12 protein-coding genes are annotated in these 15,284 nt (G+C 63.3%); 2 read left to right on the forward strand and 10 right to left on the reverse strand.

Features of this window, described 5'->3' with window-relative positions; translation table 11 throughout:
* Positions 1 to 68: 68 nt before the first annotated feature.
* Complete coding sequence (locus H0194_RS01350) at positions 69 to 365, forward strand: YciI family protein (RefSeq protein WP_246388986.1); 297 nt, start codon at positions 69 to 71, stop codon at positions 363 to 365.
* Positions 366 to 405: 40 nt separating this feature from the next.
* Here H0194_RS01350 and H0194_RS01355 read toward each other — a convergent pair whose 3' ends face one another.
* The 10 genes from H0194_RS01355 to H0194_RS01400 all read right to left on the reverse strand — a co-directional run bounded on the left by H0194_RS01355 (position 406) and on the right by H0194_RS01400 (position 14,311).
* Entirely contained in the window at positions 406 to 1,455 is a 1,050-nt protein-coding gene (locus H0194_RS01355; RefSeq protein WP_185176106.1) for a TerC family protein, read from the reverse strand.
* Positions 1,456 to 1,730: 275 nt separating this feature from the next.
* Positions 1,731 to 4,919: an FtsK/SpoIIIE family DNA translocase gene (locus H0194_RS01360; RefSeq protein ID WP_185176807.1), complete on the reverse strand. Its 3,189-nt coding sequence runs from the start codon at positions 4,917 to 4,919 to the stop codon at positions 1,731 to 1,733.
* Between the two features lie 66 nt (positions 4,920 to 4,985).
* On the reverse strand, positions 4,986 to 5,612 hold the full coding sequence (locus H0194_RS01365; protein WP_246388989.1) for a TIGR03085 family metal-binding protein: 627 nt from the start codon (positions 5,610 to 5,612) through the stop codon (positions 4,986 to 4,988).
* A gap of 81 nt (positions 5,613 to 5,693) precedes the next feature.
* Entirely contained in the window at positions 5,694 to 7,787 is a 2,094-nt protein-coding gene (locus H0194_RS01370; RefSeq protein WP_185176108.1) for a ribonuclease J, read from the reverse strand.
* 3 nt (positions 7,788 to 7,790) lie between these two features.
* On the reverse strand, positions 7,791 to 8,699 hold the full coding sequence (dapA, locus tag H0194_RS01375; RefSeq protein WP_185176109.1) for a 4-hydroxy-tetrahydrodipicolinate synthase: 909 nt from the start codon (positions 8,697 to 8,699) through the stop codon (positions 7,791 to 7,793).
* Positions 8,700 to 8,759: 60 nt separating this feature from the next.
* Positions 8,760 to 9,560: an FAD-dependent thymidylate synthase gene (locus tag H0194_RS01380; protein ID WP_246388991.1), complete on the reverse strand. Its 801-nt coding sequence runs from the start codon at positions 9,558 to 9,560 to the stop codon at positions 8,760 to 8,762.
* Complete coding sequence (gene dapB, locus H0194_RS01385; protein WP_185176110.1) at positions 9,550 to 10,305, reverse strand: 4-hydroxy-tetrahydrodipicolinate reductase; 756 nt, start codon at positions 10,303 to 10,305, stop codon at positions 9,550 to 9,552. The genes H0194_RS01380 and dapB overlap by 11 nt, the downstream gene beginning before the upstream one ends.
* 114 nt (positions 10,306 to 10,419) lie before the next feature.
* Complete coding sequence (locus tag H0194_RS01390; RefSeq protein ID WP_185176111.1) at positions 10,420 to 12,684, reverse strand: polyribonucleotide nucleotidyltransferase; 2,265 nt, start codon at positions 12,682 to 12,684, stop codon at positions 10,420 to 10,422.
* A gap of 198 nt (positions 12,685 to 12,882) precedes the next feature.
* On the reverse strand, positions 12,883 to 13,152 hold the full coding sequence (rpsO, locus tag H0194_RS01395) for a 30S ribosomal protein S15 (RefSeq protein WP_185176112.1): 270 nt from the start codon (positions 13,150 to 13,152) through the stop codon (positions 12,883 to 12,885).
* Between the two features lie 91 nt (positions 13,153 to 13,243).
* Entirely contained in the window at positions 13,244 to 14,311 is a 1,068-nt protein-coding gene (locus H0194_RS01400; protein ID WP_185176113.1) for a bifunctional riboflavin kinase/FAD synthetase, read from the reverse strand.
* Positions 14,312 to 14,352: 41 nt separating this feature from the next.
* On the opposite strand from H0194_RS01400, the gene truB reads away from it, so the two are divergent.
* The gene (gene truB, locus H0194_RS01405) at positions 14,353 to 15,282 is read left to right on the forward strand and encodes a tRNA pseudouridine(55) synthase TruB (RefSeq protein ID WP_185176114.1); all 930 of its coding nucleotides are present in this window, start codon (positions 14,353 to 14,355) and stop codon (positions 15,280 to 15,282) included.
* Positions 15,283 to 15,284 lie beyond the last annotated feature (2 nt).

The raw sequence follows: 15,284 nt of genomic DNA on the forward strand, positions 1-15,284 counted from the left end.
ATTCCTGGGCTCCTTGTGGTTCACGCGATTCATCCTACCGCCCGCCCCTCCGACGACGAAGGAATACCATGGGAACCATGAAATACTTCGCAGCGATTTACGACTACCGCCCCGGCAACCCCGTGGTGGCCGACACCCGCCCACAGCACCGCGAGTACATCGCTTCACTCCATGCTGAGGGCAAGATACACGGCTCCGGCCCCTTCACGGATTCCTATGGCGGTGCACTCATTGTGTTTTCGCTTGACGACACCGCCACGGTCGCCGATGCCTTGGCGCTCACCGACGCTGATCCCTTCGTGCAGGCCGGCGTCGTCACCAAACGTGCGGTGCGCGAGTGGAACCCGGTCATCACCGGGTTCTAAGCCCTCACGTAGCACCCTTACGTAGCGCTAGCTGAGTAAACTACTTGGCTACTTCGATCTTGTTGCCCTCGTCATCCCAGTCATAACGGGTGGCGCGGGTATCGATCGCGCCCAGGTTCTGGTCGCGCTTGGACTTAATGAGCGAGGCAACAACGGTAAACGTGAGCACGCCAACGATCACGATGAGCGAGGTGATAGTCGGGATTTCCGGCACCGCTACATTCTCGCCGCCGTTGATAAATGGCAGGTTGTTCTCGTGCAGGGCGTGGAGCAGCAGCTTGCCACCAATGAAGGCCAGGATGATGCCCAGTCCGTAAGACAGGAAAACCAAGCGGTCCATCAGGCCATCGAGAAGGAAGTACATCTGCCGCAGACCCATGAGGGAGAACGCGTTGGTGGTGAACACCAGGTAAGCCTCCGGCGTGATGCCGTAGATGGCCGGGATGGAGTCGAACGCGAACATAACGTCGATGAAGCCAATAGCCACCAGCGCCACGAAGAGCGGTGTCAGCGCCTTCTTGCCGTCGACCTTGTGGGTGAGCTTGTCGCCGTGGTAGCGCGGGGTCACGTGGATGACCTTGCGCAACCACTTAATGATGAGCATGTCGTTGGGGTCGGTCTCCGGGGTGTCGTTCAGTTCGTCCCAGATGAGCTTCACTGCGGTGTAGATCAGAAACGCGGCGAAGAGGTAGAAGATATCCGACCACGCGGAAATAACCGCCGCACCCAGCAAGATAAATACGAGGCGGAACACCAGTGCCAGCACAATGCCGATGAGCAGAACCTTCTGCTGGTACTTGCGCGGGATCTTGAAGCTACCCATAATAAGCGCGAACACGAACAGGTTGTCCACGCTCAACGCCTTTTCGGTGACGTAGCCCGTGTAGTACTGGATCGCGTGTTCGTGGTCCCACAGCCCCCACACCAAGAGGCCGAAGATTAAGGCGATGGCGACGTAGAAGGCAGTCCAGAAACCAGACTCCTTGAGCGTCGGCTCGTGCGGGGTGCGCACGTGAGAATAGAAATCAAAGATGAAGAATCCGAGGATTACCGCGCCGGTAATCAGCCAGATCCATAGAGGGACATGCATATAAATCCTCCGGTCAAAGCATGGTTGAGATTGAACTTCGCCGGAGGTCTCCCCCGCCTAGCACCGAAAAGCAATGTCGGCGCCGGCCGACACGACCGGGAGCAAGCGCGCCGACCAGCAATTATGCCTGCCGACGCCCCCGCTGCCGTGTTGACGATCAGTGTCGCGCTCGGGTGCGTGGGGTACTCCCCTCCAAGACTTCCCACACTATACACGAGCAGCTGGCGTACACATCACCCACCACACCGCGCGCCTCATCTGGACCGCGCAGAGAGTTAGAACGCCGAGTTGGTCGGGTTGTAGGTGACCGTCCGGGTAGGTTCGGGTTGGTCGGACGGGGCGTCGGAAGGCTCCCCAGACGCTGCTGCGTCAGCCTCGCCAGCTTCTTCGGCCTCCATCTCGTCCAGGACTTCCTTCGGCGCCTCGGCAGGGTCGGCGCCCTTGATCATCCAGATAGTGGTGTCTAGTTCCTCAGGCTTGACCAAGACCTCGCGGGCCTTGGACCCCTCGGAGGGGCCGACGACGCCGCGGGTTTCCATGAGATCCATGAGGCGGCCGGCCTTGGCAAAGCCGATGCGCAGCTTACGCTGCAGCATGGACGTGGAGCCCAGCTGGGAGTTGACCACGAGCTCCACAGCCTGGAGCAGGTCGTCCATGTCCTTGCCGATCTCCTCGTCGATCTCCTTCTTCGCCTCAGATTGCTTATCCTCGGTCACGCCCTCGGTGTAATCCGGGTCGGCCTGAGCCTTGGCGGAGTCCACCACAGCCTGGACCTCTTCGTCGGACACAAAGGCACCCTGCATACGCATCGGGCGGCCGCCCTGCGGAATGAACAGGGCGTCACCCATACCGATGAGCTTCTCCGCACCGGCCTGGTCCAGGATGACGCGGGAGTCGGTGAGCGAGGAGGTGGCAAACGCCAGTCGGGACGGCACGTTGGTCTTGATGAGGCCGGTGACGACGTCGACAGACGGGCGCTGGGTGGCCAGCACCAGGTGGATGCCCGCCGCACGCGCCTTCTGAGTGATGCGCACGATCGAATCCTCGATTTCCTTCGGAGCAGTCATCATGAGGTCCGCCAGCTCGTCCACCACACAGACGATGAACGGGTAGGGCTTCATCTCCCGTTCGGAGCCCGGAGGCGCGGTCAGCTCACCGGACTTGACCTTGCGGTTGAAGTCCTTGATGTGGCGCACGCGCGCGGACTTCATGTCCATGTAGCGCTGCTCCATCTCCTCCACCAGCCACTGCAGGGCCGCGGCGGCCTTCTTCGGCTGGGTAATGATTGGAGTGATGAGGTGCGGGATGCCCTCGTACGGCGTGAGCTCCACCATCTTCGGGTCCACCAGGATGAGGCGGACCTCCTCCGGCGTCGCACGGGTCAGCAAAGACACGAGCATGGAGTTTACGAACGCCGACTTACCAGAACCGGTGGCACCGGCGACGAGCAGGTGCGGCATCTTCTGCACCGAGTGGGAGACGAATTCGCCCTCGATGTCCTTGCCCAGGCCGATGAGCATTGGGTCCTCGTTGGCGAGGGTCTCCGGGCTCTCGAGCACCTCGCGGAGGCGCACCATTTCACGGTCCGGGTTCGGGACCTCGATACCCACGGCGGACTTGCCGGGAATCGGAGCGAGCAAGCGCACGTTATCCGTAGCCACGGCGTAGGCCAGGTTGGACTGCAGGTTAGTAATCTTCGACACCTTCACGCCTGGACCCAGCTCGACCTCGTAACGGGTTACTGTTGGGCCGCGGCTAAAGCCGGTCACGGTGGCATCGACCTTGAACTCGTCAAAGACATCGGTGATGGCCTCAATGATGCGATCGTTGACCTCGGTGCGTTCCTTGGCGGGTGCGCCGGCAACGAGGAGATCGGTGGTTGGCACCTCGTAGGCGGCCGCGCGCTGCTCGGCAGGCGTCGGTCCGGCGTTGACCGGAGCGGCCGCAACCTCTGGCTGCTGCGTTGGCGAGTGTGCGGCCTTCCCCTTGGTCGCGGCCGAGGTAGGCGCGGGCTTGGCTACCTTGCTTGCCGACGCCGCCGCGGCTGCGCCAGCCGCGGCACCCGCTGCTCCTGCGGCCACGCCACGCTTGGTGCGGTTGATCATCGACTGGTGCGCGCTGGCCACGGCATCGGCTTTGCTACCACGTGGAGATTCCTCGTCCGCTTCGGGCACGGCCGGGAACTCGTCAGTGTCATCGCTGACAGCTTGGTTGAAGGGCAATTCCGGCTGCGGAGAGGGCTCATCCACGGGGTAATTTTCCATCGGCGTGGACTTACGCCGCCCTGCCGCCGGCGTGGGCGCCGGGGTCGATTCCTCGTCCCCATACAGATCTTCGTCGCGGCGTGCGGCGCGCGAACGCTTCCGCTCGCTGGCGCGGGTGGAACGGGCCGGGCGCGCCGGTCGGGAGCGCGGCCGATCCTCGGCGATAGCGTCAATATCGTCGGTGACACTGCCGTACATGTCATCGGCGTCTTCGTCGGAGTCGGCGTCGCCCGCAGCGGACGCTCCGACGCCGCGGATCCACTCCGCGACGATGTCGATAGCCTCCCGGGTGGTAATACCAGTGACCATGAGCGCGCCGTACACGATGACCAGGATGAGCAGTGGGATAGCCACATAGGAGCTAAAGCCGAGGGCGAGGACGCCACCGGTCCACGCGCCCACGGCGCCACCGGCGAACATACGGTCCGTCCACGCCTCCGGGTTGCCGGCGAACAGGTGAATCAGGCCGAGCATGGAAACGACAATGAGGGAAATGCCCACCGTCATCCGAGTGTTACCAGTCATGGCGCCGCGGGTCTCCGGACGCAGGCCCATCATCAATACGATGGCCAGCGCAACCAATGCGACCGGCACAACGAGAGCACCCGCACCCACCACGAGGTGCGCAGCGCGCGCGATGGCGGCACCGACGGGGCCGGCGATATCCAGCCAGACGCTGGCACCCAGCACTGCGGCCAATCCCAGCAATGCCAATCCGAGGCCGTCGGCATTGAAGTCATCGCCCACGCGAGCGTCAACGCTTGGCGCCTGGTCCTCTAGTTCCCGCTCTGCATCACGTGTGTTGCGCGGCTTGCGACCAGAAATGTTTTTACTCTCCCTATCATCATTGCGTGGAGCGCTGCGTTCCGCACCGCTGTCGTCGTCTTCGTAACCGTCGAAATCTGCATAATCTGTCTCCCCACCCTTGTGCAGGCTGGTCAGACTACGCGTCAAGCCTCCCACACCCTTTGCGGTGGCACCGAACATCGCACCCAGGCCGTTACCGACAGCGCGAAAAGCGCTACCGGTCCGCTCATGGGAGGACTCGGCAGCGCGCTGCGATGACGTCACCGCGATAGTGTCTCGCGTCGCCGTGTTGCGACCACCGGGGCGCGAACGGTTGGCAGCATAACTACTGCCACCGCGCGGGGTGCTGCGGTGGCGACGTGAGGAACGCGGCGGGGTGTTCTTGACAAACATAGAAGCCACACTAGTAGCTCCTCCCCCACTATTCACATCTGCCACACCGGTTGCGGGAGAGTTTTTCTACATCCCGGAGCGGGTCACCTGCCCCACATCGCCACTGAAGTCTATTTCCACAACGTCGCGGCCATAGACCCACAGGAGCAACTCACCCACGGCGCCCGTTACCGTCACCACCGCATCGCCCTGGCGTGCGACCTGGCGCTTGTCCGCGCAAACGATGCGATCGAAGCCGCCCGGATGCAACACCACCGGCTGCTTCGACTTCCCCAACAAGCGCGGAGCGAGCATCTTGAGGCTGCGATAGAGGGACCCCTGCACCACAAGAGACAAGTCACGAGACTGGACTAGACCGTTGGCGCGCCGCACGTCCTCGTGGTGGATGAAATGCTCGGTAAGGTTCGCCTGGGCGTCAATAAGCTTAAATGGGCTGCGTGGCGACGGCCCCTGCGCCCACGCCCCCACTAGCTCCTGAAAGTCGCGCTGGGTAGCCGAGTCCATCGCCTGATCCAAGCGCTGCGCCAACGCCGGGACGAACATCCCCGCAGCAGCCAGGGGCTGATTTTCCCGCACCCACAGGTGAGACGCGAGATCGCGGACCTGCCACCCCTCGCACAGAGTGGGTGCGTCGGGGCCTAGACGCAGCATGAGTTCGGACAGTCGGCGGCGCTCACTGGCAGAAAAAGACATAGCCCCCAGCATAGCGTGTACATCCACGCTTGCCGGGGGGGGGCACAGTCCGTTATGCGGCGCTGCAGCAGCGCGGCTTAACTAGAGCGACTCGCGAGCAGAGTGCACTTCGTCGTCGTGTGCGACAACACTGTCCGAGGACATCGGAATGATGGTCGGCAGGATAACGGGCTCGCGCTTGTACTTGTTTTCCACGAAGCGCGATACCTTGCGGCGCAGCTTCTGCACCATGCGGTAGGTGTCGTTCTCACCCTCCGCTGCTAGGTCCACCATGGTGTTGTCCACGAGGGTGATGATTTCCGGCACGATGGCGCGGTCATCGTCCTTGAATCCCGTGGTCTCCACTTTCGGCTTCTCCAGCAAACGGGAGGTACGGTTGTCGATGACGCAGGTGACGCTGATGACGCCGCCGGAACCGAGGTTCGTGCGGTCGCTCAGGGTATCCGCGTCCACCTCGCCCATGGTGGTGCCGTCGACGTACAGGTTACCCACGGCCAGCTGGCCGACGACCTCGGCGCGACCGTTGACCATGTCCACCACGACGCCGTTCTGGGCCAGCACCACGCGGTCGCGGTTGACGCCGGTGGAAATAGCCAGCTCCTTGTTCGCGCGCAGGTGGCGCCACTCGCCGTGAACCGGCATCGCGTTCTTCGGGCGGGCGGCGTTGTAGACGAACAGGAGCTCGCCCGCGTAGCCGTGGCCGGAAGAGTGCACCTTGGCGTCGGAGCCAGTGATGACCTCGGCACCGATCTGGGACAGCATGTTCATGACACCGAAGACAGCTTCCTCGTTACCCGGGATGAGCGAGGAGGAGAAGATGATGGTGTCGCCGTCGCGGACGGTAATCTGGCGGTGCTCGCGGCGCGCCATGCGGGACAGCGCGGCCATCGGCTCGCCCTGGGTACCGGTGGTGATCAGTACGACCTTGTGCGGGGCCATCTTGGCTGCCTCGTCGATCGGGATGATGAGTCCACGCGGAGCCTTGAGGAAGCCCATCTTCTCCGCGATCTCCATGTTGCGCATCATTGACCGACCATTGAAGGCCACCTTGCGGCCCGCGGCGTGAGCGGCGTCCAGAGCCGCCTGGACGCGGTATACGTTGGAAGCGAAGGTCGCGATAATCACGCGCTGACGGGCGTTGTGCACCAGACGCTTGAAGGTCGCCGGGATGTCTGCCTCAGAGCCGGAGACACCCGGAACGGTGGCGTTGGTGGAATCGCACAGCAGCAAGTCCACACCCTCGTCGCCGTAGCGCGACAGCGCCGGCAGGTCCGTGGGTCGGTTATCCAGCGGGGTCTGGTCAAGCTTGATGTCGCCGGTGTGCACCACGGAGCCAGCCGGGGTGTTGAGCATGATGCCCAGCGCGTCCGGGATGGAGTGGTTCACGGCCCAGAAGCGGGCGCGGAACGGGCCATAAGTGACGTCGGACTGCTCGTTGACCTCCACGAACTTCGGACGCTGGTGGTGCTCCTTGCACTTCGCGGCAATGAGCGCGATGGTGAAGCGGGAGGCCACGATGGGGATGTCCGGGCGCAGCTTGAGCAGCCACGGGATTGCACCGATGTGGTCCTCGTGAGCGTGGGTGACCACGAGGGCCTCGATCTTGTCCAGCTTCTTCTCAATAGGGCCGAAGTCCGGAAGGATGAGGTCCACACCGGGCTCGTCGGAGGACGGGAACAGCACGCCACAGTCGATGATGAGCAGCCGACCGTCGTACTCGAAGACGGTCATGTTGCGGCCGATTTCGGAGATACCGCCCAGCGCGTAGATGCGCAGGCCGTTCTTCGGCGCCTTCGGCGGCTCCGGGAGGCGCTTAGTCAGGTCAGCGCCCTGCATTGACTTTGGAACGTTGCGGCGACCGCGGTTGTTGTTATTACCGCCACGGTTATTGTTGCCGTTTCCGCCACGGCCACGACCGCGTCCACCGCGGTTGCCGCGGTCGCCGCGGCGGCCATTGTTGTCACGATTGTTGTCGCGATTCGAGGAACGCTTGCCCTCACCGGAACTGTTGTTGGACTTCTCCGCAGACTGAGAAGACTGCGGCTCCTTAGCGGTTTCAGGGGCCTGGAATACCGGGCTTGCCGCCTGGTTGGAAGCGTTATCGGATGCGTGGTTCTCCGCCGGAGGGCCCGCCTTGCGGGTCACCTTCCGTGCGCGATTACGGGGTTCAGTCATGTGTTAAAGGACTCCAGCTTGTGTCATATCGTCGCGGAGCTCCTCTAGCTGTGCGTCAGTTGCAGCTGTGACAGGAAGACGAGGAGCGCCTACCTCGATGCCCTGCAAATGCAGGCCGGCCTTAGCCAGGGTGGCACCGCCCAGGCGCGCTTGCGCCCGGGTCAAAGGCAAAACAGTTGTTGAATTAATCTCACGTGCACGCTCCAAATCCCCGCGGTCTACCGCATCGTGCATCTCACGCAGCGCGCGAGGCGCTAGGTGCCCGATGACGGAAATGACACCCGTAGCACCCAAAGCCAGCCAGGCCAGGTTGAGCGAATCTTCGCCCGACAACCAAGCCATGCCCGTTTCACTGATCAGCTGCCCCGCTTCCGCGAGGTCGCCCTTGGCGTCCTTCACCGCGGTCACGGTAGGCAGTTCAGAAAGGGTGCGCAGAGTGTCTGCGGTAAGCGGGATTCCGGAGCGGCCCGGAATGTCGTAGAGGCACACCGGAAGATCGGTGGCGCCGGCTACAGCGGTGAAGTGCTGCACGAGCCCCTCTTGGCTCGGCTTCGAGTAATACGGGGTCACCACGAGCAAGGAGTCAGCCCCCGCTTCCGCGGAAGCGCGCGCCAGCTCAATGGTGCTCGCCGTATTATTAGTCCCTGCGCCAGCCATAATGCGGGCGCGAGAACCAACCTCTTTTTTCACTTCTTTGAGCAGGTCAAGCTTTTCGCTCGTGGTCGTGGTCGGCGATTCGCCAGTCGTTCCTGCAAGAACGAGGCTGTCGCAACCGTTGTCCACCAGGCGGGTCGCTAGTTCAACGCCTTTGGCGATGTCTACTGCGCCGTCACGATCAAACGGGGTGATCATGGCGACACCGACGGTGCCAAAAGTTTCGACTCCGGTTTTCGCTACTAGACCTGTGCTCATGACGCCTAAGGTTACCCGTTGTTCACCGTTTCGTGGGTATCGGGGCGCCCAAAACCCAACTTAAATCTGGGACACGACGTATTCGGCGCCCTCTCCCCCACCGGAAGGATCATCGGCGCGGGTGACCACGAGGTCGTCGACAAGCACGGGCGAGCGCCCGCGCAGCAACTCCAGCACCCCGATGGACACCGCACGCGTCTCCGGGCTGGCGAGACGGCCACCGCAGCGCACAATAAACTCCCGCCACTGTGCCACACTGCCGGTGACCAGCAACGGGGTGTCAGTAGCCTGCGGCATAATCGCGCGGGCCGCCTCCTGGACCCGCTTTGTGCGCACCAGAGCATTGTCCTCGTCGGCCAGCGCCTCTTCCAAGCCAGCGACCAATTCGTTGTAGACGAAATTGGTGTCCTCCACCGCACGCAAAAACAGCCGCTCCAGCTGCTCGTCGCCCTTTATGTCCGCGGGGACTACCACCTCCAGCGCCTCGGGCAACGTGCGCGGCGCCGACGAACGCGTGACGTGGAGCCCCGGGGTGTCCAGGATTTCCCGCGCCGCGGTATAGGACAATCCCCGGATGAACATGGTGGCCGAGGCATGCTCCAGCAGGTCCCGGTGCCCCATCTCCATCACGTGGTGCACATAGGCCTCAGTGTCTGCCGTCCGTGGGTTGGGATTGCCAAATGATTCATAGCGGGCGCGGCCCGCGAATTCCACCAGCGCCTCCGCGTCCGCGGCGGGCCCGCCGGGCGCCCACACGGAGTCATTCGCGCCCACCCGCAGGTCGGGAAGCATCTCCGTAGCGGCCACCAGCTGGATGTCCAATTCCCGCGCGCTTGCCCCGCTCGTTGTGTTAGAGGCCAAGGTAGTGTTCCAATCCCACCGTCAGACCTGGGTGCGCGGCTATCTGGCGTACCCCCACCAACACGCCCGGGGTGAAACTGGTGCGGTCGTAGGAGTCCTGTCGAATAGTCAGGGATTGCCCCTGGGTGCCGAAGATAACCTCCTCGTGGGCGACCATGCCCTGCATGCGCACCGCGTGGACTGGGACACCATCGACGTCCGCGCCCCGGGAGCCCTCCAGGGCCTTCTCCGTGGCGTCAGGTTGCGCGCCCATACCTGCTTCGCGACGGGCCTGCGCGATCCCTTGCGCCGTGTGGACTGCCGTACCTGACGGCGCGTCCAGCTTATTGGGGTGGTGGAATTCCACGACCTCGGCGGACTCGAAGTATTGCGCCGCCTGGCGGGCAAAGACCATGGTCAGCACCGCGGAAATGGCGAAGTTCGGGGCGATGAGCACGTGCCCCGCGCCTTCCTTTTCACACCAGCTGCGGACGGTGGCCAGGCGGCCCTCGTCGAAACCAGTGGTGCCCACTACTGCGTGGATGCCGTGGCTCACGCAGAATTCGAGGTTGTCCATGACCACGTTGGGGGTGGTGAAGTCTACGGCCACCTGGGCACCGGCGCTGACGAGCTCGGCCAGGTCATCGCCGCGGCTCACCGTTGCCACGAGCTCCATATCGTCCGCGGCGTTCACACCGTCCACGATCGCCTGCCCCACACGCCCGGCCGCACCTATAACGCCAACCTTCAAACGCTCTGCAGTCATGAATGTACCCACTTTCCAGTCGTGCTTATTCAGTCTCTGTTAGCAGTGTACGCACAAACCCCCTCTCGCCTATGCAGCGAGAGGGGGTCTGTGAAACCGGCTAAAGGTGCGGTACTAGTCTTCGTCGACCGGCACCAGCGAGATCTTGCCGCGGTTATCGATATCCGCGATCTCCACCTCAATCTTGTCGCCGACGTTGACCACGTCCTCGACCTTCTCAATGCGCTCGTCGCCGCCGAGCTTGGAAATGTGGATGAGGCCGTCGCGACCCGGGGTCAGAGAAATGAACGCGCCAAAGGCGACCGTCTTGACCACGGTGCCCAGGTAACGCTCGCCCACCTTAGGTTGCTGCGGGTTGGCAATCGAGTTGATCTTCTCAATCGCTGCATCCGTGGCCTTGCCCGTGGTGCCGGACACGAACACGGTGCCGTCGTCCTCGATGGAGATCTCCGCGCCGGTCTCCTCGGTGATCGAGTTGATGGTCTTGCCCTTCGGGCCGATGAGCTCGCCGATCTTGTTGGCCGGGACAGACACCGACACGATCTTAGGCGCCAGGTCATTCATCTCATCAGGGCCGTCGATGACGTCGGCCATAACGTCGAGGATCTCCAGGCGCGCGTCGCGGGCCTGGTTCAGGGCGTCGGAAAGCACGGACGATGGGATACCGTCCAACTTGGTATCCAGCTGCAGCGCCGTGATGAAGTCCGCGGTGCCGGCGACCTTGAAGTCCATGTCGCCGAACGCATCCTCAGCACCCAGGATATCCGTGAGCGCCACGAACTTCTCCTTGCCGCCCACCTCGCCGGAGACCAAGCCCATGGCGATACCCGCCACTGGAGCCTTCAGCGGAACGCCAGCGTTGTATAGCGACAACGTGGACGCACACACCGAACCCATCGACGTGGAACCGTTGGAGCCCAAAGCCTCAGAGACCTGGCGAATGGCGTACGGGAACTCCTCGCGCGACGGAATAACCGGCACGAGGGCGCGCTCGGCCAGAGCACCGTGGCCAATTTCGCGGCGCTTCGGGGAGCCCACACGGCCGGTCTCGCCGGTGGAGTACGGCGGGAAATTGTAGTGGTGAATGTAGCGCTTGGACTTCACCGGATGCAGCGAGTCCAGCTGCTGCTCCATCTTGAGCATGTTCAGCGTGGTCACGCCCAGGATCTGGGTTTCGCCGCGCTCGAACAAGGAAGAACCGTGGGCGCGCGGAACCAGCTCCACCTCGACGCCGAGGTCGCGGATGTGGGTGACGCCGCGGCCATCGATGCGGAAACCTTCGGTGAGGATCTTCTCGCGAACAATAGCCTTCATCACCGCGTTGTAGGCGGCGCGGATCTGCTTCGTCGCTTCGGCCTCGTCCAGGTCGTCGTCCACGGTGTCAACGAGCTTGTCGACGACCTCGTCCATGTACGCGTTGGTGGCATCGTCGCGGTCCTGCTTGCCCGGGATGGTGAGCAGCTCAGCGAGCTTCTTCGTAGCCGTCTTTTCCACGGCAGCGTAGATATCCTCGGTGTACGCCGGGAACAGTGGGAAGTCCTGGGTTTCCTTCGCGGTGCGCTCAGCCAGGCCGGCCTGCGCTTCGCACAATGCCTGGATGAACGGCTTGGCAGCTTCCAGGCCCTCGGACACGGTGGACTCGGTCGGCGCCGGGGCGCCTTCCTTGATGCGCTCCACCACGTTCACGCCGGCGCCGGCCTCCACCATCATGATGGCGACGTCCTTCTCGGTTGTGCGGCCGCGCTTGCGCTCCACGATGCGGCCAGCGACGACCATCTCGAAGAGGGCGCGCTCGTGCTGCTCGTGGTTCGGGAAGGCTACCCACTGGCCCTCCGGGTGCTTGTCGTCGGCCAAGAGGGCCACGCGCACGCCGCCGACGGGGCCGGACACAGGGAGGCCCGAGAGCTGGGTCGCGGCGGACGCGCCGTTAATGGCCACGACGTCGTAGTACTCAGACGGGTCCATGGACAACACGGTGATGACGCACTGCACCTCGTTGCGCAGGCCTTTAACGAAGGTCGGACGCAACGGGCGGTCAATCAGACGGCAGGCCAAAATGGCCTCGGTAGAGGGACGTCCCTCGCGGCGGAAGAAGGAGCCCGGGATAGTACCCGCAGCATACATGCGCTCTTCTACGTCAACGGTGAGCGGGAAGAAGTCGAAGCCCTCGCGGGGCTGGTTCGATGCAGTCGTGGTGGCCAGGAGCATCGTGTCGTCGTCGAGGTAGGTAGTCACGGAACCGCCGGCCTGGCGAGCAAGCTGCCCAGTTTCGAAGCGGATGGTGCGGGTGCCAAAGTCGCCGTTATCCAGCGCAACGATGGCCTCGGTGATGCCGAAGTCTTCGTCTACCTGGAAATTGACCGAGTGTTGAGCGTTCATAAAAGGAAATAATCTCCTGTAATTGTGCGTCTTGCGCCCCGGTAATCATCGGTGCCACCGGCGGCTGCAGAGTGTGTGAATTTACATTCTCCAACATCCTAGCAGGTGGTTCGCTTCGGCCGCCCGACACGCAAAAGTCCCGGCCTCCCCATTGCAGGGAGCCGGGACATCAAGCTTGCGTCAGTAGTACTACAAGACTTAGCGACGCAGACCCAGGCGAGCGATCAGATCACGGTAGCGATCGATGTTGTTTTCAGCCAGGTACTTCAGCAGGCCACGGCGGCGGCCAACCATCAGCAGCAGGCCACGACGGGAGTGGTGGTCGTGCTTGTGGGTCTTGAGGTGCTCGGTCAGGGTGGTGATGCGCTCGGTGAGCAGAGCCACCTGCGCCTCAGGGGAACCGGTGTCGGTCTCGTGAAGGCCGTACTCCTTGAGGATTTCTGCCTTCTTCTCAGTGGACAGTGCCATGAGTATTTCTCCTATTGTGTTTCAGTCCGCATGAAAATTTTCTCCATACCTGCAACTGCTGCGGACCGCAGTCGAAGGCCAGCGGTTAAGGTTACCTGCCCGCGGTCTCACCTTCCAAATCGCCGGGGAGGAGGAAGTATTCGTCCGCTGACCACCCCTGGGTGGCCGCGTCCGCGGAGAGAACCTCGCGGGCCCGCGCGACGTCGCGATGCATGGCCTCTAGCAGTTCGTCCACAGAGTTGAACTTCACCATGTCCCGGATGTGATCCACGAACTTCACCGTGGCCTCGTGGCCGTACAGGTCGGCGTCGCGGTCCAAGACGAAGGACTCGATGCTGCGCTCTTGGTCGCCGAAGGTGGGGTTCGTTCCCACCGAGATCGCCGCGGCGTACGCGACACCGGATTCCATGTTGCCGGCGATGTCCGCAGGCGGCTCCACGATGAACCAACCGGCATAAACACCATCCGCCGGGATAGCGATGTTTTCCGGGAAGTACTGGTTCGCGGTGGGGAATCCCAGCTCTTTTCCGCCGCGACCCGCACCGCGTAGGACTGGGCCGGACACCGCGAAGTGCCGACCCAGCGCCCAGTTCGCGCGCGCGACGTTGCCCGCGGCCAAGAAGTCACGGATCGCCGTCGAGCAGATGCGCACGCCGTCGTCGTCCAGCAAAGATACGGTATCCACGCTAAACGACGCCGTGCCCCGCTCCCGGCCCAATTGCGTCAGCACGGCCGGGGTACCGCCCGCCTCCGCGCCGAAGGTGAAGTTCTCCCCCACAGCCACGTGGCTCGCCTGCAACGTGCCCACGAGCAATTCCTCGACGTAGTCCGCCGCAGACAGCCCGGCGAGTTCGCGGGTGAAGTCGATGACGAGTGCATGGTCAATGCCCATCTCCGCCGCCACCTGTAGGCGGCGCTCCAGCGTGGTCACCGCGAGCGGTGCGCGCTCCGGCAGGAAGACACTCACCGGGTGCGGGTCAAAAGTCACCAACACAGATTCCAGACCGTGCGCCCGCGCATGCTCGACAGTGTGACGTACTAAGAGCTGATGCCCGCGGTGCATCCCATCAAAAACCCCGATGGTGACCGCCGTGCGGGCCCCCGCACGCAACCCCGCGCGAGCCTCGTCCATTCCGTACCAGATATCCACTCGCACCATCGTACGACATTGCTGTCTAGGCGACGCCTAAACTATCCCCTATGACTGACTCGCTTGCTTCCTCCGGACTCGTGGTTGTGGACAAACCCGCGGGCATGACCTCGCACGACGTTGTGGGACGTCTGCGCCGACTCTATTCCACAAAGAAGGTCGGACACGCGGGCACCTTAGATCCCATGGCCACTGGGGTGCTGGTGGTGGGCATCGAGCGTGGCACCAAATTCCTCGCGCATCTGGTCGCAAGCACCAAGTCCTACGACGCCACCATCCGACTCGGTCAAGCCACCACCACTGACGACGCCGAGGGTGAAGTCCTCACCGAGCGTTCCCGCAGCTGCGCTGACATGGGTGAGGCGCTTGCCGACGCCGAGATTTACGCGGGCGTCGACAAGCTCACGGGCGACATCATGCAACGCCCCACCGCCGTGTCCGCCATCAAAATCGACGGCAAGCGGGCGCACGAAAGAGTCCGCGACGGCGAGAGCGTAGAAATCCCCGCCCGGCCGGTGACAGTCAGCCGTTTCACGGTCCACGACATCCGCCGCAACGGAGAGTTCATTGACTTGGATGTGACCGTCGACTGCTCCTCCGGAACGTATATCCGGGCGCTCGCCAGAGACCTCGGCGGGGACCTCGGTGTGGGCGGACACCTCACCGCACTGCGGCGCACGGCCGTCGGCCCGTTCTCCCTCGACGGGGCGCGCACGCTGGAAGACCTTGCCACCGAAGCAGACTCGGGGACGACTCCCGCGGTCACGCTCCCCCTCGACGCGGCGCTGCCCGCCTGCTACCCCACCCTGGAGGTGACCGCGGAGGAAGGCGCGGCATTGGCCATGGGCAAATGGCTGGAACCGCGCGGTCTCACCGGCACCCACGCCGCCGTCACCCCGGACGGCCGCGCCATCGCCTTGGTCAAGGAGCAGGGCAAGCGCCTAGCCACGGTGTTCGTGGCACACCCCTCCACCTTGTAGGG

This window comes from Corynebacterium incognita (assembly GCF_014217255.1).
Lineage (GTDB): Bacteria > Actinomycetota > Actinomycetes > Mycobacteriales > Mycobacteriaceae > Corynebacterium > Corynebacterium incognitum.

Coding starts and splice junctions, on each gene's coding strand:
- H0194_RS01350 (WP_246388986.1), top strand. CDS start 69: ATGGGAACCATGAAATACTTCGCAGCGATTTACGACTACCGCCCCGGC.
- H0194_RS01355 (WP_185176106.1), bottom strand. CDS start 1,455: ATGCATGTCCCTCTATGGATCTGGCTGATTACCGGCGCGGTAATCCTC.
- H0194_RS01360 (WP_185176807.1), bottom strand. CDS start 4,919: ATGTTTGTCAAGAACACCCCGCCGCGTTCCTCACGTCGCCACCGCAGC.
- H0194_RS01365 (WP_246388989.1), bottom strand. CDS start 5,612: ATGTCTTTTTCTGCCAGTGAGCGCCGCCGACTGTCCGAACTCATGCTG.
- H0194_RS01370 (WP_185176108.1), bottom strand. CDS start 7,787: ATGACTGAACCCCGTAATCGCGCACGGAAGGTGACCCGCAAGGCGGGC.
- dapA (WP_185176109.1), bottom strand. CDS start 8,699: ATGAGCACAGGTCTAGTAGCGAAAACCGGAGTCGAAACTTTTGGCACC.
- dapB (WP_185176110.1), bottom strand. CDS start 10,305: ATGACTGCAGAGCGTTTGAAGGTTGGCGTTATAGGTGCGGCCGGGCGT.
- H0194_RS01390 (WP_185176111.1), bottom strand. CDS start 12,684: ATGAACGCTCAACACTCGGTCAATTTCCAGGTAGACGAAGACTTCGGC.
- rpsO (WP_185176112.1), bottom strand. CDS start 13,152: ATGGCACTGTCCACTGAGAAGAAGGCAGAAATCCTCAAGGAGTACGGC.
- H0194_RS01400 (WP_185176113.1), bottom strand. CDS start 14,311: ATGGTGCGAGTGGATATCTGGTACGGAATGGACGAGGCTCGCGCGGGG.
- truB (WP_185176114.1), top strand. CDS start 14,353: ATGACTGACTCGCTTGCTTCCTCCGGACTCGTGGTTGTGGACAAACCC.